The 24,924-nt window shown below is 66.0% G+C and carries 21 protein-coding genes; 12 read left to right on the top strand and 9 right to left on the bottom strand.

The annotated features are described in order from the left end of the window. Nucleotides 1–132 precede the first annotated feature (132 nt). Nucleotides 133–2,469 carry a Tex family protein gene (locus N2605_RS03400; RefSeq protein WP_225151788.1) on the top strand — a complete coding sequence of 779 codons (2,337 nt, stop codon included), beginning with the start codon at nucleotides 133–135 and terminating at the stop codon, nucleotides 2,467–2,469. A gap of 25 nt (nucleotides 2,470–2,494) precedes the next feature. Here N2605_RS03400 and N2605_RS03405 read toward each other — a convergent pair whose 3' ends face one another. Together N2605_RS03405 and N2605_RS03410 are read right to left on the bottom strand one after the other, a co-directional pair. Next, on the bottom strand, nucleotides 2,495–2,866 hold the full coding sequence (locus N2605_RS03405; protein WP_036028685.1) for a response regulator transcription factor: 372 nt from the start codon (nucleotides 2,864–2,866) through the stop codon (nucleotides 2,495–2,497). Further along, entirely contained in the window at nucleotides 2,863–3,729 is an 867-nt protein-coding gene (locus tag N2605_RS03410) for a S1C family serine protease (protein ID WP_225151786.1), read from the bottom strand. Before N2605_RS03410 ends, N2605_RS03405 begins: the two co-directional genes overlap by 4 nt. A 191-nt stretch (nucleotides 3,730–3,920) precedes the next feature. On the opposite strand from N2605_RS03410, the gene N2605_RS03415 reads away from it, so the two are divergent. From N2605_RS03415 to N2605_RS03430, 4 genes are all read left to right on the top strand, one after another. Next, the gene (locus tag N2605_RS03415; protein ID WP_036009665.1) at nucleotides 3,921–4,886 is read left to right on the top strand and encodes a VOC family protein; all 966 of its coding nucleotides are present in this window, start codon (nucleotides 3,921–3,923) and stop codon (nucleotides 4,884–4,886) included. A 63-nt stretch (nucleotides 4,887–4,949) separates the two neighbouring features. Then, nucleotides 4,950–5,825 carry a dihydrodipicolinate synthase family protein gene (locus N2605_RS03420; protein ID WP_036009666.1) on the top strand — a complete coding sequence of 292 codons (876 nt, stop codon included), beginning with the start codon at nucleotides 4,950–4,952 and terminating at the stop codon, nucleotides 5,823–5,825. Nucleotides 5,826–5,992: 167 nt separating this feature from the next. Further along, nucleotides 5,993–7,099, top strand: coding sequence for a S1C family serine protease (locus tag N2605_RS03425; RefSeq protein WP_036009668.1), 1,107 nt, complete (start codon nucleotides 5,993–5,995; stop codon nucleotides 7,097–7,099). Between the two features lie 126 nt (nucleotides 7,100–7,225). Next, nucleotides 7,226–9,550 (top strand): xanthine dehydrogenase family protein molybdopterin-binding subunit, encoded by a 2,325-nt coding sequence (locus N2605_RS03430; protein ID WP_225142137.1) that lies wholly within the window; start codon nucleotides 7,226–7,228, stop codon nucleotides 9,548–9,550. A 213-nt stretch (nucleotides 9,551–9,763) separates the two neighbouring features. Here the strand turns inward: N2605_RS03430 and N2605_RS03435 are convergent, their stop codons facing one another. From N2605_RS03435 to N2605_RS03445, 3 genes are read right to left on the bottom strand one after another with little or no spacing between them, the layout of a single operon-like run. Continuing rightward, a complete protein-coding gene (locus N2605_RS03435) occupies nucleotides 9,764–10,960 on the bottom strand; it encodes an acyl-CoA dehydrogenase family protein (protein WP_225142135.1) in 1,197 nt (398 codons plus the stop codon). Between the two features lie 13 nt (nucleotides 10,961–10,973). Beyond that, nucleotides 10,974–12,122, bottom strand: a complete 1,149-nt coding sequence (locus N2605_RS03440; protein WP_036009678.1) for an acyl-CoA dehydrogenase family protein — start codon at nucleotides 12,120–12,122, stop codon at nucleotides 10,974–10,976. A 5-nt stretch (nucleotides 12,123–12,127) separates the two neighbouring features. Further along, nucleotides 12,128–12,982 carry an enoyl-CoA hydratase gene (locus N2605_RS03445; RefSeq protein WP_036028670.1) on the bottom strand — a complete coding sequence of 285 codons (855 nt, stop codon included), beginning with the start codon at nucleotides 12,980–12,982 and terminating at the stop codon, nucleotides 12,128–12,130. 143 nt (nucleotides 12,983–13,125) lie between these two features. On the opposite strand from N2605_RS03445, the gene N2605_RS03450 reads away from it, so the two are divergent. The 6 genes from N2605_RS03450 to N2605_RS03475 all read left to right on the top strand — a co-directional run bounded on the left by N2605_RS03450 (nucleotide 13,126) and on the right by N2605_RS03475 (nucleotide 18,456). After that, nucleotides 13,126–13,734 carry a LemA family protein gene (locus N2605_RS03450; RefSeq protein ID WP_036009681.1) on the top strand — a complete coding sequence of 203 codons (609 nt, stop codon included), beginning with the start codon at nucleotides 13,126–13,128 and terminating at the stop codon, nucleotides 13,732–13,734. A gap of 131 nt (nucleotides 13,735–13,865) precedes the next feature. Beyond that, on the top strand, nucleotides 13,866–14,780 hold the full coding sequence (locus N2605_RS03455) for a TPM domain-containing protein (protein ID WP_260345840.1): 915 nt from the start codon (nucleotides 13,866–13,868) through the stop codon (nucleotides 14,778–14,780). A 5-nt stretch (nucleotides 14,781–14,785) separates the two neighbouring features. Then, nucleotides 14,786–15,283, top strand: a complete 498-nt coding sequence (locus tag N2605_RS03460; RefSeq protein WP_260345841.1) for a TPM domain-containing protein — start codon at nucleotides 14,786–14,788, stop codon at nucleotides 15,281–15,283. 313 nt (nucleotides 15,284–15,596) lie between these two features. Next, entirely contained in the window at nucleotides 15,597–16,580 is a 984-nt protein-coding gene (locus N2605_RS03465) for a hypothetical protein (RefSeq protein WP_036009685.1), read from the top strand. A 93-nt stretch (nucleotides 16,581–16,673) separates the two neighbouring features. Then, a complete protein-coding gene (locus N2605_RS03470) occupies nucleotides 16,674–18,212 on the top strand; it encodes a hypothetical protein (protein ID WP_260345842.1) in 1,539 nt (512 codons plus the stop codon). 79 nt (nucleotides 18,213–18,291) lie between these two features. Continuing rightward, nucleotides 18,292–18,456: a hypothetical protein gene (locus N2605_RS03475; RefSeq protein WP_193374981.1), complete on the top strand. Its 165-nt coding sequence runs from the start codon at nucleotides 18,292–18,294 to the stop codon at nucleotides 18,454–18,456. A gap of 159 nt (nucleotides 18,457–18,615) precedes the next feature. On the opposite strand, the gene N2605_RS03480 is transcribed toward N2605_RS03475, so the two are convergent. The 3 genes from N2605_RS03480 to putA form a co-directional block, all read right to left on the bottom strand. Further along, on the bottom strand, nucleotides 18,616–19,263 hold the full coding sequence (locus N2605_RS03480; protein ID WP_260345843.1) for a glutathione S-transferase family protein: 648 nt from the start codon (nucleotides 19,261–19,263) through the stop codon (nucleotides 18,616–18,618). A 189-nt stretch (nucleotides 19,264–19,452) separates the two neighbouring features. Beyond that, nucleotides 19,453–20,658 (bottom strand): CaiB/BaiF CoA transferase family protein, encoded by a 1,206-nt coding sequence (locus N2605_RS03485; protein WP_260345844.1) that lies wholly within the window; start codon nucleotides 20,656–20,658, stop codon nucleotides 19,453–19,455. 115 nt (nucleotides 20,659–20,773) lie between these two features. After that, nucleotides 20,774–23,773: a bifunctional proline dehydrogenase/L-glutamate gamma-semialdehyde dehydrogenase PutA gene (putA, locus tag N2605_RS03490; RefSeq protein WP_260345845.1), complete on the bottom strand. Its 3,000-nt coding sequence runs from the start codon at nucleotides 23,771–23,773 to the stop codon at nucleotides 20,774–20,776. 114 nt (nucleotides 23,774–23,887) lie between these two features. Between putA and N2605_RS03495 the strand changes: the two genes are divergently transcribed. Continuing rightward, the gene (locus tag N2605_RS03495) at nucleotides 23,888–24,349 is read left to right on the top strand and encodes an Lrp/AsnC ligand binding domain-containing protein (protein WP_036009699.1); all 462 of its coding nucleotides are present in this window, start codon (nucleotides 23,888–23,890) and stop codon (nucleotides 24,347–24,349) included. 173 nt (nucleotides 24,350–24,522) lie between these two features. Here N2605_RS03495 and N2605_RS03500 read toward each other — a convergent pair whose 3' ends face one another. Next, entirely contained in the window at nucleotides 24,523–24,723 is a 201-nt protein-coding gene (locus N2605_RS03500) for a cold-shock protein (protein WP_008563500.1), read from the bottom strand. Between the last annotated feature and the right edge of the window lie 201 nt (nucleotides 24,724–24,924).

Here is a 24,924-nt window from a genome sequence, read left to right on the forward strand (position 1 = left end):
GTCGGGCAAAAATCCTCTGTCGACGGTTGCGCACCGCACCTTGATGAATCAACCTTGGTTGGTCCATAAGCGGCGTCCCGCGGCCGGTGGTTCGCCCCTGCGCCCGCGTGCTTGGATTAGAGGGAATCTCGCGTGGCAAACATCAACCAGAAAATTGCGCAGGAGCTTGGGGTTCGCGCCGAGCAGGTCGAGGCGGCGGTGACGCTGCTCGACGGCGGCGCCACGGTTCCCTTCATCGCCCGCTACCGCAAGGAAGCGACCGGTGCGCTCGACGACGCGCAATTGCGCACTCTGGAGGAGCGCCTGGTTTACCTGCGCGAGCTCGAGGACCGCCGCAAGGCCATCCTCGAATCGGTTCGCGAGCAGGGCAAGCTCGACGCCGCGCTGGAAGCCACCATCATGGCCGCTGACAGCAAGGCCCGCCTGGAGGACATCTATCTGCCGTTCAAGCCGAAGCGCCGCACCAAGGCGGAGATCGCCAAGGAAGCCGGCCTCGAGCCGCTCGCCAATCAGCTTATGGCTGAGCCCGGCAATGATCCGAAGGTGGTCGCCGAAGGCTTCATCAACGCCGAGAAGGGCGTCGCTGACGCCGCTGCCGCGCTCGACGGCGCCCGCGCCATCCTGGTCGAGCGCTTCGACGAGGACGCCGATCTGATCGGCGCCCTGCGCGAGGAGATGTGGACCAATGCGCGCATGGCCTCCAAGGTGCGCGACGGCAAGAAGACCGAGGGCGAGAAGTTCGCCGACTATTTCGATTTCTCCGAGCCGCTGACAAAACTGCCCTCGCACCGCATCCTCGCGATGTTCCGCGGCGAGAAAGAAGAAATTCTCGACCTGCAAATTCAGCCCGAGGCCGAGGCGCCGCCGCCGGGCGTGCCGAGCGCCTATGAGTTGAAGATCATGAAGCGGTTCGGCATTGCCGATCTCAAGCGTCCCGGCGACCGCTGGCTGATCGATACCGTGCGCTGGGCCTGGCGCACCAAGATCCAGGTGCATCTCAATATCGATCTGCGCATGCGGCTGTGGAATTCGGCCGAGACCGAGGCCGTGCGCGTGTTCGCCTCGAACCTGCGTGACCTCCTGCTGGCCGCGCCCGCCGGCACCCGCGTCACCATGGGGCTCGATCCCGGCTACCGCACCGGCGTGAAGGTCGCCGTCGTCGATGCCACCGGCAAGGTGGTCGACACCACCGCGATCTATCCGCACGAGCCGCAGCGGCAATGGAACGAGTCGCTGGCGACGCTCGGCCGGCTCGCAATCAAGCACCGCGTCGAGCTGATCGCGATCGGCAACGGCACCGCCTCGCGCGAGACCGACAAGCTCGCCACCGAGCTGGTCAAGGGTCTGCCTGAGCTGAAGATGAACAAGATCGTGGTGTCGGAAGCCGGCGCGTCCGTCTATTCGGCCTCGGCCTTCGCCTCGGAGGAGCTGCCCGGCCTCGACGTCACCCTGCGCGGCGCGGTGTCGATCGCGCGGCGCCTGCAGGACCCGCTCGCCGAGCTCGTCAAGATCGAGCCGAAGGCGATCGGCGTCGGCCAGTATCAGCACGACCTCGGCCAGGCCAAGCTCGCCAAATCGCTCGACGCCGTGGTCGAGGATTGCGTGAACGCGGTCGGCGTCGACGTCAACACCGCCTCCGCGCCGCTGCTGGCGCGCGTGTCGGGCGTCGGCTCCGGCCTTGCCCAGAGCATCGTGGCGCATCGCGACGCCAACGGCCCGTTCAAGTCGCGCAAGGCGCTCAAGGACGTGCCGCGGCTCGGGCCGAAGGCGTTCGAGCAGTGCGCGGGCTTCCTGCGTATCCTCGGCGGCGAGGATCCGCTCGATGCCTCCGGCGTGCATCCAGAAGCCTATCCCGTGGTGCGCCGGATTCTCGAAGCGACCAGGAGCGACATCAAGGCGCTGATCGGCAACAGCGACGTCGTGCGCACGCTGAAGCCGAAGGATTTCGTCGACGAGACCTTCGGTCTGCCGACCGTCACCGACATCCTTCGCGAGTTGGAAAAGCCCGGTCGCGACCCGCGCCCTGCGTTCAAGGCGGCGGTGTTCAAGGAAGGCGTCGAGGAGATCAAGGATCTCAAGAAGGGCATGATCCTCGAGGGCACCGTGACAAACGTCGCCGCCTTCGGCGCCTTCGTCGACATCGGCGTGCACCAGGATGGCCTCGTGCACATCTCGGCGATGTCGAAGACCTACATCAAGGACCCGCGCGAGGTGGTGAAGCCCGGCGACATCGTCAAGGTGAAGGTGCTGGACTTCGAGGTGGCCCGCAAGCGCATCTCGCTGACGCTACGCCTCGACGACGAGGTCGGGCCTAAGAAGGACGCCCCCGGCATGCAGCGCGACAACAATCAGCGCAACGCAAGCCGCATGACGTCGTCTGCGCCGCGCAAGCAGGAATCTTCGGGCGGCGGCGCGCTCGCCGAAGCGCTGCGCCGCGCGGCGGAGAAGAACAACGGCAAGCGGGTGTAGCGGCTGAGCGGCGCCGTTAGGGCTGTCAAAGCTCGATCACGCCGCGGCGCGCCGCATGCGCCACCGCATCGGTGCGGCCGGTGGCGTCGAGCTTGTCGAGCAACGAGCCGACATGGAATTTCACGGTGTGCACGGAGATGCCGAGCTGCCGGGCGATCATCTTGTTGGAGGCGCCTTCGGCCATCAGCGCCAGCACGTCGAGCTCGCGCTGCGTCAGCGCGATGTCCGCAGGGCTGATGCGCGGATCGCGGGCTATGATTGTCGCGGCGGCCTGCTCGCCGGGCGCGGCGAGGCGAAGCCCGGCGACATTGCCGAGCAGGGCCGCGAGGCGATCGGCGAGTGTGGGGTCGTCGATCTCCAGCGACAATACGATCTCGGCCGTCTTGTCCTCGCTCACGCCTCCGGCCTTTCGCCGACCGTGACCTTGAAGCTGACCGGCTCGCCGCCACGGTGCACGGCGACGTCGACCTCCGCGCCGACGCTTGCAGGTCCCAGCGTTCGCGACAGCTCGCGCACGCCCGACAACTTCTGGCCGTTGACCGCCACGATCACGTCGCCCTGGCGGATGCCGGCCGCGGCCGAAGGCCCGGCCTTGTCGACGTTCATCACCATTGCGCCGATGCCCTCGTCGAGCCGCACCGGCTGCAGTCCGAGGCCGAGATATCCGCGCGCGATGCGGCCGCGCGCCTCGAGCTGCGGCGCGACACGCTCGATCGTCGCCGTCGGGATCACCAGCACCCGCCGCGGTCCGAGCACGGCCATGCCGAAGGCTTCGCCCGACGCGTCGAGCGCGAGCCCGCCCTGCTGGCTGCCACGCAGGCGGACATCGAGCTCAATCCGCGAGTCGATGTCGCCGCCGCGCAAGGAACGCCAGCTCTTTCCGGACGCCGACACCAGCCCGAGCGCCGCGCTCGGTGTCTCCCGGTTGGTCGCGACCACGATCGACAATGCGCCCAGTGGCGGGACGGTTGCGGCGAGCTTGACCGGTGCGATGGCGGCCTCCGTGCGCAACAGCGCGATATCGGTCGTATGGTCGCGGCCGACGATCGTGGCGGACGCGGTGCCGCCGTCCGCAAGGGCGATCTCGACTGCCCCCTCGTCGGCCAGCGCCTCGTCGGCGGTGACGATCAGGCCGGGCTTCCAGGCAAAGCCGGTCGCGCGAGAGCGATGCGAATGCACGGAGACGACGGACGGCGCGGTGCGCGCCACAATGTCCGCGAGCGCGGAGGACAGTGAGGACAGGGGACTAAGATCAGTCATGGCGGGCTCCCGTAAGTTGTCCTCAATCTGGGATGCCGCGGGCGATTGCGAAACTGGCCGGGTGGCCAGGACAAGGACGGCCTCCGCAAGACCGCGACCGACGAACATGTGATTGGGAGCGCCTCACGGGAACGTGTAGCAATCCCAAAATTGGGCCATTTGGCCTCGAGGATTTCCAGCGAGCCCGACCGATGACCATCGACTTGACCCGCCGCACCCTGCTGCAGCTCGCCGGCGCCACCTCGCTCGCCATGGCCGCCGCAGCCGCGGCCCGTGCCGAGGGCACAGCGCAGGGCGGCGGCCCCACCTTTGCCAGCCGTACGCCGATGCGGGTCGGCATGGTGACGCTGCGGGTGAAGAGCCTCGACAAAGTCGCAGATTATTACCGCGATGTGATCGGGCTCACCGTGATGGAGCGCTCGGCGGCCACAGCCAAGCTCGGCACATCAGGCCTCACGCTGCTGGTGCTGGAGGCCCGTCCCGAAGCCGCGATTGAATCGCGCAGCGCCGCAGGCCTCTACCATACCGCCTTCCTGATGCCGACCCGCAAGGATCTGGCGCGCTGGCTGGTTCATGCCGCCTCGCACCGCGTGCCGTTGTCGGGCTTTGCCGATCATCTCGTCTCCGAATCCGTCTATCTCGACGACCCCGAAGGCAACGGCATCGAGGTCTATGCCGACCGCGACCCCTCGCAATGGCAATGGAGCGAGGGTAGCGTGAAGATGGCGACCGACGAGCTCAACATTCCCGACCTGTTGTCGCTCACCAATACGCGCGTTCCCGATTATGCCAAGGCGCCGGACGGAATGCGCATCGGCCACATGCATCTGCGCGTCGGCGATCTCGCCCAGGCCGAGAGCTTCTATCACGGCACCGTCGGCCTCGACCCGACTCGTCGCCGCAGCGGCGCCGCGTTCCTGGCGTCGGGCCGCTATCACCATCACCTCGGCATGAATGTCTGGCAGAGCCAGGGCGCCGGCCAGCGCGACGAGTCCACGACCGGTCTTGCCTGGTTCTCGCTGGTGATGGCGAAGCCGGAGCTGCTCGCCGCGCAGGAAGAACGGCTGCGCAAAGGCGGTGTGAAGGTCACGGCGCTTGCGGACGGGGTGGAGGCGATCGATCCCTGGGGCACGCGGGTGCGTCTGCTCAGGGTTTGATCGCCGGCGCCGGCATTGGTAATAGCCGTCAGCCGCAAACCAATCGACCGGGATCCGCGCCGCATGTCCGAATTCCACGGTGTCTTTCCGTATCTCGTCTCGCCCATCGATGCCGACGGCACGGTGCGAACCAACGTGCTGGCAAAACTCTGCGACGACCTGATCGGCGCCGGCGTGCACGGGCTGACGCCGTTGGGCTCGACCGGCGAATTCGCTTACCTGAACGCCGCGCAACGCATGGCGGTCGTGCAGACCACGATTGAGGCCGCGCAGGGGCGCGTGCCTGTTATCGCCGGCGTCGCCTCGACCGCAACGGCGGATGCGGTGGCGCAGGCGAAAGCCTGCCAGAAGTGTGGGGCCGACGGCATCCTTGCGATTTTGGAGGCGTATTTCCCCCTGGCCGATGCGCAGGTCGAATCCTATTTCCGCGCCATTGCCGATGCCGTCGACATTCCCGTCGTCATCTACACCAATCCGCAATTCCAGCGCTCCGATCTCACGCTCGACGTCATCGCGCGCCTCGCCGAGCATCCGCGCATCGGCTACATCAAGGATGCCTCGACCAACACCGGTCGGCTGCTCTCGATCATGAACCGCTGCGGGGACTCCTTGCGCGTGTTCTCCGCCTCCGCCCACATTCCGGCGGCGGTGATGCTGATCGGCGGCCGCGGCTGGATGGCGGGACCTGCCTGCATCATCCCGCGCCAGAGCGTGATGCTCTACGATCTATGCACGGCCGGCCGCTGGGACGAGGCCATGGCGCTGCAGCGGCGGCTGTGGCGGATCAACGAAGCCTTCGCCCGTTTCAATCTCGCGGCGTGCATCAAGGCCGGCCTTGCGATCCAGGGCTATGACGTCGGCGGCCCCGTCCCGCCGCAGGCGCCACTGACGGCGGATGCGCGCAAAATCGTGGAAACGGCGCTGCGCGAGCTGGAATAGCTCGCCACGCGGCAATATGCCCCGGCATCCGTGCCGGGCGCAAAATGGTCCATACCTGACCGAGAAACTTCCGCGCGTTTGCGACGTTGCTGCGTAAGCGAGATCCTGCCACTTCATGCATGTGCATCTCACAGCCCGCATTCAGCACAAGACACGGTGATCACCCAATGAATCGTCGCTATGCGATTGCCGCGGCAGCCTTCGCCGCCCTGCTGGTCGCGGTCACGGCCGCGAAGATCCTGCATGTCCCCGTCTCGTATGTCCCATGGGCCGCGCCCTCCGCACGTGCCGTCGAGCAGCGCGGGCCGCTGTGGGACGGCGAGAAGGCAACCATCGACATCTTCGAGCGCGTATCGCCGTCGGTCGTTCAGGTTGCGGCCAAGTCGGCGGCAAGTCCCCTCATGGGCGAGGAGAGCCAGGCCGGCGGCGGTGCTTCCGGCACGGGATTTGTCTGGGACCGCGACGGCCACCTGGTGACGAACAATCATGTTGTCGCCAATGGCGGCGAGATCGCCGTGCGCTTTGCCTCGGGTGAGGTGGCCCAGGTCGACCTGGTCGGCACGGCGCCCAATTACGATCTCGCGGTGTTGCGCATCCGCAGCGTGCGCCAGCTTCCAGCGCCGATCGCTCTCGGCAGTTCGAGCGACCTGAAAGTCGGACAATCCGCTTTCGCGATCGGCAATCCCTTCGGGCTGGATCAGTCGATGACTTCCGGCATCATCAGCGCGCTCAAGCGCCGGCTCCCGACCCATGGCGGCCGGGAGATCGCGAACGTCATCCAGACCGATGCCGCGATCAATCCCGGCAATTCGGGCGGGCCGCTATTGGATTCCGCCGGCCGGCTGATCGGCGTCACGACTGCGATCATCTCGCCCTCCGGATCGAACGCCGGCATCGGCTTCGCGGTGCCGGTCGATGTCGTGAACCGGATCGTGCCCGAGCTGATCCGCAACGGCCGCGTGCCGACGCCGGGCATCGGCATCGTGGCCGCCGGCGAGGATGTGTCGACCCGGCTTGCTGTCGAAGGGGTGATCGTGGTGCGGACGGCCCCCGGCAGTCCTGCCGAGCGGGCGGGGATTCGCGGCGTCAACTTTTCCACGGGAGCGGTCGGAGACATCATCACCGCGGTGGAAGGCAAGCCGGTGCGGCGCCTTGCCGACCTGACCGATGCGCTCGAGCAGGCCGGGGCCGGAAAGACCGTTCGGCTCACGGTCAAGCGCGGCTCGGACACCCGTGACGTGAATGTGAGCATTGTCGATATCGACAGGTCCTAGCCGCCCAATCCGCCCCTGCAAGGGGCTCTGACGCGCATCGCAGATGTGCCGGGGCTCGGTTGTCTGGCGCGCAAAATCGGTTAAAACCGCCGCCGTCGTTTTTCCCGATCTCGAGGATACAGCGGAATGAACATTCTTCCCGGCAATTTGCGTTTCGGAGCGGGGCAGCCCGTCAAGCGTTTGGAAGACCAGAGGCTGCTCACCGGGAAGGGACAGTTCATCGACGATAAGCCGGCCGACGGCGCGCTGTGGTTGCACGTGCTGCGCTCGCCGCACGCCCACGCCAAGATCGTCTCGATCGACACCAGCGCCGCGGCTTCGATGCCGGGCGTTGCCGCGATCTACACCGGCGCGGACTTGGTCAAGGACGACATCGGCACCATCCCGACGCTGAACATCTTCAAGCGCCCGGACGGCAAGCCGATGACCGTGCCGCCGCGCCGGCTGCTCGCCCATGAGGTCGTCCGCTATGCCGGCGAGGCCGTGGCCGCGGTGGTGGCCTCCTCGCGCGTGGAGGCGCAGAGCGCGGCCGAGGCGATCGCGGTCGAATACGATGTGCAGCCCGCGGTGGTCGATCCCGTCGAGGCGGTGAAATCAGGCGCGCCCGTGGTGTGGCCGGAGGCGCCCGACAACATCGTCGGCGCCATGAGCTACGGCGATGCCGCCAAGGTCGACGAGGCCTTTGCCAAGGCGGCGCACACCGTCGAGCTCGATATCGTCAGCCAGCGTCTCGTTCCGTCCGCGATGGAGCCGCGCTCGACCATTGCCGAGATCGACAAGAAGTCCGGCCGTCTCCTGCTGCACGTGCAGTCGCAGACGCCGGCCTCGACCCGCGACGTGCTGGCGGAAGCCGTGCTGAAGCGTCCCAAGGACAGTGTCCGCGTGCTGGTCGGCGACATCGGCGGCGGCTTCGGCCAGAAGACCAATCTCTATCCCGAGGACGGCATCGTCGCCTATGCCGCGACCAAGCTGAACAAGAAGATCCGCTGGCGCGGCGACCGCACCGACGAGTTCGTCGGCGGTACCCACGGCCGTGATCTCACGTCCACGGCGTCCTTCGCGCTGGATGACAAGGGCAAGGTGCTGGCCTATCGCGTCAAGTCGATCGGCTGCACCGGGGCCTATTCCTCGGGCGCGGCCAACATCATCCCGCTGGTGCTCGGGCCATTCGTGCAGACCGGCGTCTACGATCTGCCGCTGGTGCATTTCGAGGTGAAGTCGGTGATGACCCACACCGCGCCGGTCGGGGCCTATCGTGGCGCCGGCCGCCCCGAGGCGGTGTTCATCGTCGAGCGCCTGTTCGACGCCGCTGCGCGAAAAATCGGCATGGACCCGCGCGCGATCCGCAAGGCCAATTACATCAAGCCGGCGCAGCTGCCCTACACCAATGCGGCCGGCCAGGTCTACGATTCCGGCGCCTTCGCGCACATGCTCGACCGCGCCGTGAAGCTCGCCGACTGGGACGGCTTTGCAGCGCGCAAGAAGGCGGCGAAGAAGAAGGGCCTGCTCTACGGCCGCGGACTCACCTCCTACATCGAGTGGACCGGCGGCCGCGCTCACACCGAGAAGGTCAGCCTGCACGCGACCTCGCAAGGGCGCGTCGTGCTGCATTCCGGCACCATGGCGATGGGGCAGGGGCTGCAGACCACCTACACCCAGATGATCTCCGACACGCTTGGCATTGCCATGGACAAGATCGACGTGGTCCAGGGCGACACCGATCTCGCCATGGGCTTCGGCAGCGTCGGCTCGCGCTCGCTGTTCGTCGGCGGCACCGCGGTTGCGGTCTCCTCGAATGACTTGATCCAGAAGGCGCGCGAGAAGGCCGCGAACGTGCTGGAGACTTCGGTCGAGGATATCGAATATCAGGGCGGCATGCTCACCGTGGTCGGCACCGACCGCCGCATCAGCCTGTTCGATCTCGCCGAGAAGGAGAGCGGCGCCAGGCTCAGCGTCGATTCCGAAGGCGAGGTCGATGGTCCCAGCTGGCCGAACGGCACGCATATCTGCGAGGTCGAGATCGACCCCGAGACCGGCGTCTCCAAGGTCGTGCGCTACACCACGGTCGACGACGTCGGCGTCGCCGTGAACCCGATGCTGGTCACCGGCCAGATCCATGGCGGCGTCGCGCAAGGCATCGGCCAGGCGCTGTATGAAGGCGTGTCGTATGATGCCGACGGCCAGCTGCTGACGGCGAGCTACCAGGATTACTGCATCCCGCGCGCGGACGACGTGCCGCCGATCGTAGTGACGCTGGATGATTCCGCGCCCTGCCGCACCAATCCGCTCGGCGCCAAGGGCTGCGGCGAATCCGGCGCCATCGGCGGCCCGCCCTGCGTCACCAACGGCGTGATGGACGCGCTCGCCGAGCTCGGCATCACCCAGCTGAACACGCCCCTGACGCCGCAGAAGATCTGGCAGGCGATCCGGGACGCGAAGGCGGCGGGATAGGTGCGCTAGCTGTTGCGCAGGCTATTGCACCAAACTCAGCTCGTCGTCCCGGGGCGCGCAAAGCGCGAGCCCGGGACCCATAACCACAGGAAGTGGTTGTCGTGCGAAGCTGGCAACTCCGAGTCCCCATAACCACATCTTCCTGTGGTTATGGGTCCCCGCCTTCGCGGGGACGACACCGAGCGAGTGGCTCTATCCACGCCAGCCCGCCCGTCAAATCCCCAGCATCATCTTCGCGATGATGTCGCGCTGGATCTCCGAGGTGCCGCCGAAGATGGTGTAGGCGCGGCCGTTGAGATATTCCGGCATCACCGTCAGCATCTCCTCAGGGGTCGCCGGCTCGTGGTTGAGCTTGTAGAGCGGGCGCATCGGCTCGACGGCGAGGGCGTCATGGCCGATCACGTCGGCCCCTAACCGCGTCACGGCCTGGCGGATCTCGCTGTTGCGCAGCTTCAGGATCGACGACACCGCGCCGGGATTCTGGCCGGTCTGGAGTGCCGAGAGCACGCGCAGCTCCGTCATCTCGAGCGCGTCGATGTCGACCTCGACCTCGGCAATCCGCGTCGCGATGTCGGGGCTGTCGATGGCGCGGCCCGTGAGGTCGGACTCGGCAAGATCGGCAACCGCCTTCAATCCTTCGCGCAGCTTGGCCGAGGCGATGCCCGCGCCGCGCTCGAACTCGAGCAGATATTTGCCGTAGGTCCAGCCCTTGCCTTCCTCGCCGACGCGGTTGGCGACGGGCACGCGGACGTCGTCGAAGAACACCTGGTTGACCTCGTGGTCGCCGCCGATGGTGAGGATGGGACGGATGGTGATGCCCGGCGTCTTCATGTCGATCAGGATGAAGCTGATGCCGTCCTGCTGCCGCGGCCCATCGCTGGTGCGCACCAGCGCGAACATGCGGTTGGCGTGATGGGCGTGCGTGGTCCAGATCTTGGTGCCGTTGATGATGTAGTCGTCGCCGTCGCGCACCGCGCGCGTCTTGAGGGACGACAGATCTGAGCCGGAGCCCGGCTCGGAATAGCCCTGGCACCAATAATCCTCGCCGGAGAGAATCCGCGGCAGGTAGAAATTCTTCTGCTCGGGGCTGCCGAAGCCGATGATGACGGGCCCGACCATCTTCACGCCCATCACGTTGACGTTGGGCACGCCGGCGCGGGCGCATTCAGTCTCGAAGATCCAGCGCTGCGCCGGCGTCCAGTCGGGGCCGCCATATTCGACCGGCCAGCCCGGCGCGCCCCAGCCTTGGGCGTGCAGCGCGCGCTGCCAGGCCATGCCGATGTCGGGATCGGAGAACACCGATGGCGTCAGCGCGGTCGCGCGCTTCATTTCCTCGGTGAGATTCTTGGCGATGAAGCCGCGCACCTCGCTCTGGAAGGCGCGCTCCTCGGCATTGAACGACAGGTCCATGATGCGCTCCTTGTTAAGCAGAGATGGCCCTGCGGCTCAGCTCGGCGTGGCGGGCATAGTGATGCGCGCTGCCGCCGAACAGCGTGTCGAACGCGACGAGGCGCTTGAAATAGGCGCCGACCTCAAGCTCCTCGGTGACGCCCATGCCGCCATGGAGCTGGATCGACTGCTCGCCGACGAAGCGCGCGCATTTGCCGATCTTCGCCTTCGCGCCCGAGGCTGCCCGGGCACGCTCGATCGGCGCGCTATCGGCCTTCAACGCCGCGCGCAGCGCCATCGAGCGGGCCTCGTCCACCTGCATCGCCATGTCGGCGAGGCGGTGGCGGATCACCTGGTTGGCGGAGAGCGGCCGGCCGAATTGTTTTCGGATCTTGGTGTAGTCGAGCGTGGTGTCGAGCAGCGTCTGCATGATGCCGACAGCTTCCGCACCGAGCGCGGCCATGGCGCGATCGATCGCCCATTCGATCGCGGGCACGGCGTCGCTGCCGTCGCCGAGCAGGGCGTCTTCCGGCAGATGCGCGTCGAACAGCTCGATGTTGCAGGCGCGTCCGCCGCCGAGACGCGGATAATCACTGATGACGAGGCCTGACGTCGTCGCCTGCACGAGGAACAGGCCGATCCGGCCCGAGGGGCCCCGATGATCGTGGATATGGGCGGAGACGATGATCTCGTCGGCGGCATGTCCGTCGAGCACGGCGATCTTGCTGCCGGAAAGGCGCCAGCCTTGTCCGGTCTTGTTGGCGCTGGTCGTGACCTTGGCAAGATCGAACCGGGCGGCGCGCTCCGAATGCGCCAGGGCAAGCTTCAGTGATCCGTCCGCCACCTTGGGCAGGCTCGCCTGCTTCTGCTCGCTGGTGCCGCATCTGGCGATCAGCGCGGCCCCGAGCACGACTGTTGCGACATAAGGTTCAGAAACCAGGCCCCGGCCGAAGGCCTCCATCAAGATGCCGATGTCGACCGCGCCGCCGCCGAGCCCGCCGAACTCTTCCGGAAGCGGCAGCGCCAGCCAGCCAAGCTCGGCGAACTGCTTCCAAACGGCCGGGCTGAAGCCGAGCGGATCATTCGCGATTCTGCGGCGGTGCTCGGCATCGTAGCTCTCGGCCACGAAACGTTCCGCGCTTTCGCGCAGCAACTTTTGCTCGTCACTGAGATTGAGATCCATCGCGTCTACTCCGCGGCGGCCGGCGGCTTGCGCACGGAGGGATGCAGGCCGGATGGATCGACGATCATGCCGAACTCCTGGAGATTGTGCGCGTGGCAGAGCTGATGCAGCGCGAAGGCCTGGTCGATCGCAGCCGGCTGGCCCATGACGTCGACCGAGCGGTTGACCGCCTCCTTGGTCAGCTTCAGCGCGAAGGACGGTTTTGTTGCGATCCTTCGCGCCAGCTCCAGCACGCGCGACGACAGCTCGGCGCGCGGCACGATTTGGTTGACCATGCCGAGCTGGTGCGCCTCCTGCGCGCTCCAGCTGTCGGCGGTGAACAGGAACTCCTTGGCCTTGCGTGGTCCCAGCTCCCAGGGATGCACGAACCATTCGACGCCGCACACGCCCATGGTGACGACGGGATCGCAGAACTGCGCATCGTCGCTGGCGACGATGAGGTCGCAGGCCCAGGCCAGCATCAAGCCGCCGGCGATGCACTTGCCATGCACCTCGGCAATGGTCGGCTTTGCCAGATTGCGCCAGCGCCGGGTGATCTGGAGATAAATTTCCTGCTCGCGGGCGAACCGGCCATGGGCGTTCGGCTCGGCAAAGCCACCCCAATTTCCGATCGGCGGGAAATCGACCCCAGCGGTATTCTTGTCTCCGGGGCGCAGGTCGTGGCCGGAGGAGAAGTGCGGCCCGTTGCCTGCGAGAATGATCACCTTGACCGCATCGTCCTGCACCGCCGCGTCGAAGGCGGCGTTGAGGTCGTAGGTCATTTGCAGGTTCTGCGCGTTGCGCGCCTCGGGCCGGTTCATCACGACACGGACGATCGCCGGCTCGGGCCGTTCCACGAGGATGGTCTCGAACGAGGACATCGCGTTCCCCCTGGTGTTTCCGCTCTTGTTTTGCCGGAGTTGACTATGTCGGCCGGTGCGAGGCAAGAGGCTTGCGTCAGCCTGCTGCTTTTCTCAGGCGCGCAATCTGATAGTTTGCGCCGGATTCCACCGGGAGAAATTTAATGCGCAAGATCCTGACCGTGCTGGCCGCCCTGGCCTCGCTGAGCCTGACGAATTGCGGCTACAACGCGATCCAGAGCGAGGACGAGCAGATCAAGGGCAATTGGTCCGAGGTCGTGAACCAGTATCAGCGCCGCGCCGATCTCGTGCCCAATCTCGTCAACTCGGTGAAGGGCTTTGCCCAGCAGGAGAAGGACGTGCTGCTCGGCGTCACCAATGCACGCGCCAAGGTCGGCAGCATTCAGGCGACGCCGGAGGTGCTGAACGATCCCGCCGCGTTCCAGAAATTCCAGGCCGCGCAGAGCGAGCTCTCCAGCGCGCTGTCGCGCCTCCTGGTCGTCACCGAGAACTATCCGCAGCTGAAGTCCGATGCCCTGTTCAAGGATTTGATGTCGCAGCTCGAGGGCACCGAGAACCGCATCACGGTGGCGCGCAACCGCTACATCAAGGCGGTGCAGGATTATAACGTCACCGTCCGCTCGTTCCCGACCAATCTCACCGCGATGGCGTTCGGCTACAAGGAGAAGCCGAACTTCTCTGTCGAGAACGAGAAGGCGATCTCGACCGCGCCGAAGGTGGACTTTAACGCGGCGCCGGCGCCGTCGAAGTAAGCGCGTCGTTTCGAATGCGCGCCCCACACTCCGCTGTCATTCCCCGCGAAGGCGGGGAATCCAGTACGCCGCAGCCTCTCCGCATCCCACGGGCGTCTCTGGAATACTGGATCGCCCGGTCAAGCCGGGCGATGACAGCGAGGATTTGGTGGGCGCATCGGGCGATCGCCTCTTTTGTGTTCGCCATCGCACTCCTCCTCACCTTTGCCTTCCCCTCCCACGCCGACGTCGCCGTCCCCCAGCTCACCGGCCGTGTCGTCGATCAGACCGGCACGCTCTCCAGCAGCGACATCGCCACGCTCACGCAAAAGCTGCGCGACTTCGAAAACCGCAAGGGCAGCCAGATCGCTGTCCTGATCGTCGCGACCACGCAGCCGGAGACGATCGAGCAATTCTCGATTCGCGTCGCGGAGGCCTGGAAGATCGGTCGCAAGAAGGTCGACGACGGCGCGATTCTCGTCGTCGCCAAGACCGACCGGCATTTGCGCATCGAGGTCGGCTACGGTCTCGAAGGCGTGCTCACCGACGTCACCTCTCGGCGCATCATCGACGAGGCGATCACCCCCAAGTTCAGGAGTGGCGATTTCGCCGCGGGCATCAGCGCAGGCGTGGACCGCATGTTGCGGGTGATCGACGGCGAGCCGCTGCCGTCACCCTCGCGCAGCGTCAACTTCGCCCACAATAGTCTGGATGATCTGGCGCCGGTGTTTGCGGTGGCGCTGTTTGCCTCGATCGGCGTCGGCGGGTTCTTCCGCGCCATCCTGGGGCGGCTGCTCGGATCATTGGTGACCGGGGGCATCATCGCAGCGGTAACCTGGCTCATTCTCGGCTCCGCGGCGCTCGCGGCGGCTGTCGGCATCCTCGGCTTCATCGTCGGATTCATCGCCGATCTGTTTTCGGCGATCACGCCGGGCACGGGCCGCTCGCGCGGCGGCTCGTGGTCGAGCGGCTCCTCCGGCGGATGGAGTAGCGGATCGTCGAGTAGCGGCGGCTTCAGCGGCGGCGGCGGCAGTTTTGGCGGCGGCGGCGCCTCGGGGAGCTGGTAGCTATCATGAGCATCAAGCGCATTGCCCGACATCTCGTGCAGCATCACTGGCGGGCGAAGCAGATCTTTCCGCAAGCGGTGCTCGACCGCATCGAGCAGGCGATCAAGCGCGGCGAAGCCACCCATTCCGGCCAGGTCCGCTTCGTCGTCGAAGGGGCGCTCGACGGCGGCCCGCTGTTCCGCAACCAGCCGGCCCGCGAGCGCGCGCTCGACGTGTTCTCGCATCTGCGTATCTGGGACACCGCCCACAACAATGGCGTTCTGATCTATCTCCTGCTCGCCGACCGCGACGTCGAGATCATCGCCGATCGCGGCATCGACGCGAAAGTCGGCGCGGAGGGTTGGGAGACGATCTGCCGCGCGATGGAGGCCGAGTTCAGATCGGGCCGGTTCGAACGCGGCGTGATCAGTGGCATCGAGGCCGTGTCGCGCGAACTGGCAAAGCATTTTCCGAAGCAGGGGCCGCATGCGAACGAGCTGCCGGACGCTCCGGTACTGATGTGACGGATAGTGATTTGATCGGAGCGCGCGCGGCGCGCTCCATCATTGCGAGGAGCCCTTGCGACGAAGCAATCCAGACTGCCTCCGCGGAGCTGCGCTCGCAATGACGCCATGGGGGCCATTCCGCCCCCGTTCATCTTCCCCCGATTACGAACTGTTTCACGCCCGCCACACCGGTTCCACTTTCCCGGCCCAATTCGGCCCCGGATGAATTCCTAAAATTTCGGTAAGCGGGTCCCGAGGTAAGGATTTCGCAAGCAATGAAAGTTACCAAAAGGTCAACCGAGACTGGAGTATTTGAGCCGTGAGCGAACCAATGCCCGAGCAGGCTGCCCAGGATTCCGCTGCCATCGACGCGGCAGCGCCGCAGGCCATCGAGGCTGCCGCGGGTATCGAGGCCCCCTCGATCGCCCCCGACCACGAAGCGCCGCCCAAGCCCGATCCGGTCAAGGCGGACGCCCCGAAGATTGAGCCGCCGCGGATCGAAGTGCCGAAGTTTGAGGCCAAGACTGACGCCAAAGCTGAGGCCAAGCCTGAGCCGAAGCACGGCAAGCTCATCGTCATGCCGCCCGCCGACCGCGCCTGGGAGCGCGAGGAGTTCGCCCCGCATGGGAAGGCGGACGAGCCGCGCGAGTCCGGCAGCAAGCGCCGGCTGTCGGCGATGGCCGCGGTGGTGGCGATTGCCGCCAGCGTCGGCGCGATCAGCGGCGCGCTTGCGACCGCCGGCATGATGCGTTTCGCCGCACCCGCCCCGGCTCCGGTCCAGGTCGCCGATACCAGCGCGCTGGATGCGTCCGTGGCGCGGATCGACGCCGACCTCGTCGCCCTGAAGGCCAATGTCGAGCAGAGCTCGAAGACCGGCCTCACCCAGTTCAACCGGGCCAACGACCGCCTGGACAAGCTCGAAAAGGCGCAGGCCGAGCCGCTGGCCAGGATCGCAAAGCTGTCCGAGGCCGTAGACAAGCTCCGCGCCACGCCGCCCGCCGCGCCTGCGCAGGCCGCTGCAGCGGTGCCCAAGGAGACCACCGGCTCGATCGCGCCGACGCAGGTCGCGACCGCGGCGGCCGCACCGGTCCCGGCGCCCGCAGCTCCCAAGACCGAAGTTGGGCGTCTGCCGACGATCGAAGGCTGGCGGCTGCGCAGCGCCGGCAATGGCGGCGCGCTGATCGAGGGCCGCGACGGCCTCTACGAGGTCTATCCCGGCGACCCCATCCCCGGCGTCGGCCGTGTCGATGCGATCCGCCGCCAGGATGGCCGCTGGGTGGTCGTCACCTCGAGGGGGCTGATCACCGGACGCTGAGCGTCCGATATCCGACTTTCGAAGAGGCGCTTCACTGCGATGTGAGGCGCCTTTTTGCTTGAATAGGTGTCCCTGCGCGGTGTTACCTCAGGCATGGGCCGCGCCTTGCGAATTCTCGTTGCTGCCGCCGCATTGCTGGGCGGTGTGGTTTCGCTGTTCGCAGCGGAGAATGCCGCGCTGACGCGCGGCACCGCGATTACCGATCCCGATCTCCTGCGCAAGCTCGACCAGAACAACACGCTGACGATCTCGCGTCTTTTGTCGCCGGAGCGGAATTCGGACGTCCCGCTCACGACCGAGCCGATGTTCGCCTCGCTGCCGCAGCTGAAAGACATTCTGCCCGCGATCGATGCGGAATTCGACCGCTATATCGCATGGTTCAGGGCGACCTATCCGGGCGAGACCATCGGCGTCGGCGAGGGTTTTGACGCGCAATTGTTCGATCGGGCCAATCTGAAATCGCGCGAGGCGCGGTTCGTGCTGGCCGGCATCGTCAATCGCATGGACCGTGCCTATGTCTCGGAAGAATCCTGTGGCGAGATCCGGCTGATCTATCGTCTGGCGCGCTTCGACAGCGGGCCGAATGGCGGCAAGACCGCAACGCGCCTGCCGATGACATTCAACCTCGTGATGAAGGCGCGCGATGCGCGCCAGACGGATGCGAACGGCAAGCCAATCAACTGCGCCGAGATCGCGCGGCGCTGGCTCGACAACGGCGACTGGCAGGGCTTGATCGGCAGTCGCGCCCCGCCCGACGACGCCATGCTCGACAGCATCGAGACCAATATCCAGGTCTCGGTCGCGCCGAAATCGGCGCTGCATGATTTCCGCTCCGACTATCTTCTCAAGGTGTTCAAGTACAATGCCGCCACCAGGACATTCGTGGAATCGACGCTGGAGAACCAGATCGACCGCGATCGCATTCTTGCCGACGATGCGCTGCGGCGCGACTTCAAGGCGTGGCTGCTCGCGCCGGAGAACTTACGCGCGTTCGATCGCGGCACCGTGTTGATCCCGGAGAAATTCCTGGCCAGGGTCGCAATTGTGCCGACCCCCGCCGGCCTCGACGCTTCAGCCTTGCAGCCGGAGTTCGGCATGATGCAGGGGGAGGGCAAAGGCGATCCCGTCTTCACCGACAATGACGTGGTCGGCGCGCTGAAGCAGGCGGCGGCACGCGGCCTCGACATGCAGAACGTCCGTTCGGTCGCAGGCTTCCAGCGCCGTCTCAACGACGTCACCTGCACCGGCTGTCACCAGACCCGTGGCATCGGCGGCTTCCATTTCCCGGGCGTCGATTGGCTTGCGGACAGACCGTCGAATGCCGCCATCGTGGCGGCCTCGCCACACTTCTTCGGCGACCAGCTCCGCCGCCGCGACATCCTGACCGCGTTCGCGGCCGGAAAGATCCCTGATTTCTCACGCGGATTTGCCAGTCGGCCGCAGACCCGCGGCAGTCGCGAGCTCGCCGGCAGCGAATATCAGGACGGCTGGGGCGCGCATTGTTCCCTGCAAGATCCGGGATCGGGAACGCCGGACAGGAGTTTTACGTCATGGAGCTGTGCTAGCGGTCTGACCTGCCAGGCCGCCGCGGCCTCGCGCCGCATCGGCATGTGCTTCATCAAGACGCGTTAGCGCGTGATCCAGGAAAAGTGTGGAGCGGTTTTCCGAAGGATCACGCGCAAGATAAAGTCTCAAGCGATTTGGATGACCCATGACGGATACCGGCAACGCCAACAAGGCGCGCAATCGCGAGATCGCGCGGAACGAGGAAGTCAAGCAGGTCACCGGCAGCGCCCGCGTCAGCATCTGGGCCGTTGCGGTGGCCGTCATCGTCGGCGGCATTCTGTTCACGCTCGGCTGGCTGTCGTTGAGGTGAGCTTGCTTACCTCTCCCCGCTTGCGGGGAGAGGTCGAATTCGATCGCAGATCGAATTCGGGTGAGGGGGTACAGGTCTCACGATAATCTCAGGTGTGGAGAGAAGCCCCTCACCCAACCCTCTCCCCGTAAGAACGGGGAGAGGGAGAAGAGAGAGTCCTCACGTCGCGTAGTTCGTCATCCGTTTTCCCGGCAGCAGCTCGTAGGCCTGCTTCCAGCCCGGCAGCGCGGCCATGCGGCCGAGCCAGGCGTGGATGGCGGGATGGCTCGATGCGAAATCGAAGCCATGCTCGTCGCTGGGATAATGCAGATAGGCCATCATCGAGATGTCCGCGACCGTCGGCTTTGCGCCGATCGCGAAATCATTGTGTTGGAGATGGCCGTCGAGGATACCGAGAAAGTCTTCGAGCCGCCGGCGAAAATGCTTCAGCACCTGCGCATCGTTCTTCTCGGTGAAGGCGCGCATGAAGCGGTAGGTCGCCATGTAGCCGGTGAGCTTGTGGTTGTCCCAGAACAGCCAGCGCAGCAGCTCGAACTTCTCGTCCTCTGTCTCGGCGCCGAAGCGGCCGTATTGTTCGGCCAGTTTCAGCAGCAGCGGCGCTGTCTGCGTCATCTTCACGCCGTCGATCTCGAGCACGGGAATCTCGCCCATCTCGTTGACGGCCTTGCGCCACTCCGCCGTGCGCGTGACGCCGCCGGCAAAATCGGTCCAGACCGGCTCAAACGTCTCGCCGCAGAGCGTCAGCATCAGCGCCAGCTTGTAGCTATTGCCGGATTCGGGGAAGTAGTGCAGGCGGTAGCTAGGCATAGGACCTCGCGAGGCGTGTTGTTGCTGCGATTATAAGCGAGATCGCCCCACGCCGTCATTGCGAGCGCAGCGAAGCAATCCAGCAATGCGTCCGCGGAGACACTCTGGATTGCTTCGCGGAGCCTGTCATCGGGCCGCGCTCCGCGCGGACCCGTTGGCTCGCAATGACGAGGTTAGAGCGGCGCGCTCCTAACCGACCGCTCCCGACCCCCGCAGCTGCTTGATCGCCGCCTCGTCAAATCCCGCCCCGCGCAAAATCTCGTCACTGTGCTCGCCGACGGCTGGCGGCTTGCGCGGCTGCACCTTCTTGGCGCCGTCGATCCAGATCGGGCTGTTGATGGTCAGCATGGTGTCGTTCTCGAACGGCACCAGCACTTCATTGTCGAGCATCTGCTTGTCGTTGGGGATGTCGTCCAGGATGGCGACGACGCCGAACACCAGGCCGTTGCCGTCGAGAATTTTGCGCCATTCGGCGAGATCCCTGGTGGCGAAGGTCTCGTCCAGGATCCTGATCAGCTCGACCGAGCGGGCGTGACGGTCGGCCTTGGTGGCGAAGCGGGGATCGTTGATCAGATCCTCACGGCCCAGGCACTTGGCCAGCGTCGGAAACTGCTTCTCTTCGTTCAGCAGCGACAGGATCAGCCAGCGGCCGTCCTTGCACTGGTAATGATTGGCCACCGCGTTAAGCGCGCGCTCGCGCGGGCGCCGCTCGCCGAACTTGGCGCCGCAGAGCTTGGCCTGCGCCAGCACGCTCGCGGCCCACACCCCGTTCGCCATCAGGTTGGAAGCGACGTGCGAGCCCTTGCCGGTCTTCTCGCGCTGATACAGTGCGGTGACGATCGCGCCGTAGAACGCCATGGCGCAGGGATGGTCGCCCATGCCCGCGACCGAGCGCGCCGGCGTGGTGTCGGTGTCGGCGCGGACGAGATCCATCAGGCCGGACCGCGCCCAATAGGCGTTGCTGTCGAAGCCGGGTTTGTTGGCTTCCTCGCCCTTCTCGCCATAGCCGGTGAAGGAGGCGTAGATCAGCCGGTCGTTGAGATGGGCGAGATGATCATAGGTGATGCCGAGCTTGGCGCGCACCGGCGGCGGCATGTTGGTGATGAAGACGTCGGCCTCCGCCACGAGCTTGTAGAGCACGGCTTGCGCCTCCGGCTTCGACAAGTCGAGCGCGATGCTCTTCTTGTTGCGCGCCTCCAGCAGCCAGGCGAAATTGTGCTCGCCTGAGGGATAGCCCGGCAGGTTCGGCAGGTTGCGATAGGGGTCGCCAGTGCCGGGCGGCTCGATCTTGATGACGTCTGCGCCGAAATCCGACAGCACGGTCGCGGCCGCGGGCGCTGCGATGAAGCTCGCGCAGTCCAGCACCTTCAGGCCTGCAAAAATGCCCTTCTCCATCGCGGCGTCGCTCCCTCGCTTCAGTCGTTTCCCGCGCGCTGGAATTGGCGCGGGCGCGTGATGAGAGCATTAGACCGATGTTTGGCCGGGATGCAACGGCGCCTGGCGCAGGGCCTCACTCCTCCCCCGCAAGCAACGCAGCATTGCCGCCGGCCGCAGCCGTGTTGATCGTCACGGTCTGCTCGGTGGCAAAGCGCGCGAGGTAGTGCGGGCCGCCGGCCTTGGGGCCGGTTCCGGACAGGCCGCTGCCGCCGAACGGCTGCACGCCGACCACGGCGCCGATCATGTTTCGGTTGACGTAGATGTTGCCGACCTGGACGCGGTCGACGATGGCCTCGATGGTGTCGTCGATGCGCGAATGGATGCCGAGGGTGAGCCCGTAGCCGGTGCGCGCAATGGATTCCAGCACACGCGCCAGGTTCTCGGCGCGATAGCGCACGACATGCAGGATCGGGCCGAACACCTCTTCGGTGAGCTGACCGGCCTCCTTGAGCTCGAAGATATGCGGCGCGACGAAGCAGCCATCCGGCGCGGTGCCCGCAAAATGCAGCCGCGCCTCGCGCTTCATCCGCGCGATATGCGCATCGAGGCGCTGCTTGGCCTCCTCATCGATCACCGGACCGACATGGGTCGCGACATCCGCGGGATCGCCGATCTTCAGTTCGCGCGCGGCGCCCGCGATCATCTCGACCATGCGGTCGGCGACATCCTCCTGCGCGAACAGGAGCCGCAAGGCCGAGCAGCGCTGGCCTGCGGAGCGGAACGCAGAGGTCACGACGTCGTCGGCGACCTGCTCGGGCAGTGCGGTCGCATCCGCGATCATGGCATTGATGCCGCCGGTCTCCGCGATCAGCGGCACGATCGGCCCGTCCTTGGCGGCCAGCGTCCGGTTGATCTGGCGCGCGACGTCGGTCGAGCCGGTGAAGACTACTCCGGCGACATCAGGATGCGCGGTGAGGACGCCGCCGATGCGGCCGTCGCCGGTGACGAGATGCAGCGCGCTTCTGGGGATGCCGGCCTCGTGCAGCAGGGCAACGGCCTCGCGCGCGATGCGCGGCGTCTGCTCGGCGGGTTTCGCCACCACGCTGTTGCCGGCCATCAGCGCCGCGGTCACCTGGCCAAGGAAGATTGCGAGCGGAAAATTCCACGGCGAGATCGCGACGAACACGCCGCGGCCGCGCAGGCTAAGCACATTGCTCTCGCCGGTCGGGCCGGGCATGGCGGCATCGTTTCCGAACAGCTTGCGGCCCTGCGCGGCATAGTAGCGGCAGAAGTCGGCGGCTTCGCGCAGCTCGGACAGAGCGTCGTCGAGCGTCTTGCCGCCCTCGGCTTGCAGCAGCGCGATGAAACGGGCGCCGCGGGTTTCCAGAAGATGCGCGGCCTGCTCCAGCGCCGCCGCGCGCGTGCCTGCAGGCGTCCGGCTCCAGCTGCCAAAGCCGGCGCGCGCAGCCGTCACCGCCGCGTTGGCCTGATCCGGTGTTGCGTCAGCGACAGGCTTAAGCTCGGCCGCCGCGGCCTTCACGTCCGTCAGGAGCCCGTCGAGTGCGGCACGCTCACCGAATTCGACGCCGCGCGAATTGCGCCGATCCGGCGCGAACAGATCTGCCGGCAACGGAATCTTGGCATGAGGTGCCTGTTGCGCCCGGCCGATGGCATCCGCCGGGCGCTGCAGCAGCGCCGAAACCGGCACGCGATAATCGGCCGCCTGCGCCACGAACGAGGAATTGGCGCCGTTCTCCAGAAGCCGCCGCACCAGATAAGCGAGCAGGTCGCGATGGCTGCCGACCGGCGCGTAGGTGCGGTAGGCGATGTCAGGATGATCCTTTGCGAGTTGCTCGTAGAGCGCTTCGCCCATGCCATGCAGGCGCTGGAACTCGAAGCCGCCGCCATCTGCTGCGAGCTCCAGCACGGTCGCGACCGTCAGCGCGTTGTGGGTGGCGAATTGCGGGAAGATGCGCGGCCGCAAGGCGAGAAGCTTCGTCGCGCAGGCGACGAAGTTCAGATCGGTCATCGCCTTGCGCGTGAACACGGGATAGCCGTCGAGCCCGCGCTCCTGGGCGCGCTTGATCTCGGTGTCCCAATAGGCGCCCTTGACCAGGCGCACCATCAGCTTGCGGTCATGCGCGCGGGCGAGTTCATCGACATAGTCGATCACCGCGCTAGCACGCTTCTGATAGGCCTGGATCGCGAGGCCAAATCCGTCCCAGCCGGAAAGCGAGGGATCGGCGAGCGTCGCCGCGATCACGTCGAGCGACAGCTCCAGCCGGTCGGCTTCCTCGGCATCGACGGTGAAGTTGAGGTCATGCGTCTTGGCGCGCTGCGCAAGGTCCAGCAATAGCGGCACCAGCTCGGCCATCACGCGGCCGCGGCTGATCGCCTCGAAGCGCGGATGCAGCGCCGAAAGCTTGACCGAGATGCCGGGCCGGTCGGGCAGGGGATGGTTGCCCGAAGCCTTGCCGATCGTGTCAATCGCGCTGGCATAGGCGTCGAAATAGCGCTTGGCATCGGCGGCCGTGCGCGCGCCTTCGCCGAGCATGTCGAAGGAATAGCGCGGCTTCTGGCCCGAGCGCGGCCGAGCCCGCTCCAGCGCCTGCTCGATCGTCTCCCCTAACACGAAATGGTTGCCCATCAACCGCATCGCCTGGCGCGTCGCGGTGCGCACCGCCGGTGCGCCGAGCCGCTTCACCAATCGGCCGATGGTGCCGTCGGGCGTCTCGCCGGGCTGGATCACCCGCGCCGACAGGCCGAGCGCCCAGGCCGAAGCGTTGACCAGGAACGCGGTGGACTTGGTCTCGTGATGGATGAAATCGCCCTCGCCGAGCTTGTCCTCGATGAACTGGTCGGCCGTGCGCGCATCGGGCACGCGCAGCAGCGCCTCGGCCAGCACCATCAGCGCCAGCCCCTCCTTGGTCGAGAGCGCGAACTCCCGCAGCATGTCCTCGACCCCGCCGAGCCGGTCGTCGCGCTTGCGGATCGCCTCGATCAGCCGCGTCGCGATGCGGTCGATCCGGGCCTCCCGTGCGGGGATGAGATGCGAGGCCGGCAGAACCTTTGCGGCGATCTCGGAATCATCGGGGGCGTAAGGCGCGGAGAAGGGGGGCGGGATGTTCGGCATGGCGTGTCCTGTGGCTGAAATCCAGGATAAGGCCCGCGTGACCGTAGTTCGATAGACAATTTAGCCAGTTTGCCTTAGCAAATGAAGAGGATTACCCATTTGGCCAGATAAGATATGGAACTCGATCGAACAGACCGGAAAATCCTCTCGATCCTGCAGGAGGATGGGCGCATCGCCAATGTCGAGCTCGCCGAGCGCATCGGGCTGTCGCCGACCTCGATCGGCGAGCGGTTGAAGCGCCTGCAGCGCGAGGGCTTTGTCGAAGGCTATGGCGCGCGGCTCAACCCGCACCGGCTCGGCCTTGGGCTCCTGGTGTTCGTCGAGGTGCTGCTCGACAAGACCACGCCCGACAATTTCGAGCGGTTCGCCCGAGCCGTGAGGCTCGCCCCTGAAGTGCTGGAGTGTCACATGGTTGCCGGCGGCTTCGACTATCTTGTGAAGGCGCGGCTTGCAGACATGACCGCCTATCGACGCTTTCTCGGCGAGACCCTGCTGTCGATGCCGGGCGTGCGCGAGACGCGAACTTATGCGGTGATGGAGGAGATCAAGCGCGACGCACCGCTGCCGGTGGGTTAGCGAAGTGCAGTCGCGATTGTCATTGCTGTGGTTCGATGAGCGGTCTTCGCAAGGAAAAAATAGCTATCCTTGTGCAATCGCAACGCCTGTCGTCGAATGCACCGGCCGTCTTCTTAAATTTTTCTTGGCCCGCTCCCGGACAAATCCGGGAGGCAGCAAAGGCTGGCGCGGGCTTATACTTTGAGGTTTTCCGCGGAGGTCTTGCCCCGGTTTGCGATCTCTTCGTATTCCACCGTCTGTCCCTCGTTGAGGGTCGACAGACCGGCCTTCTGCACTGCCGAGATATGCACGAACACATCCTTGCCACCCGACGCAGGCTGGATAAATCCATAACCCTTCGTCGGGTTGAACCACTTGACCGTACCTTTAGCCATCACGACTTCTCCGCGGGTCTTCCTCCGAGATCTCGAACCGCCAGTCCCCGCCAACCGGCCGGTTCGGTCCTAACAGGATACGCGGAATGTGGCAGGCTTGGTAGCTCAAACCACATCGCCATTTCGCCGAATTCCGCTCAACTTCGCGGCGTTTTTGCCGGTTTTGCCCGTTTCGCGGTCAAATGGCAGGGGCGCGTGATG

This window comes from Bradyrhizobium yuanmingense, from assembly GCF_025200905.1.
Taxonomy (GTDB): Bacteria; Pseudomonadota; Alphaproteobacteria; order Rhizobiales; family Xanthobacteraceae; genus Bradyrhizobium; species Bradyrhizobium yuanmingense.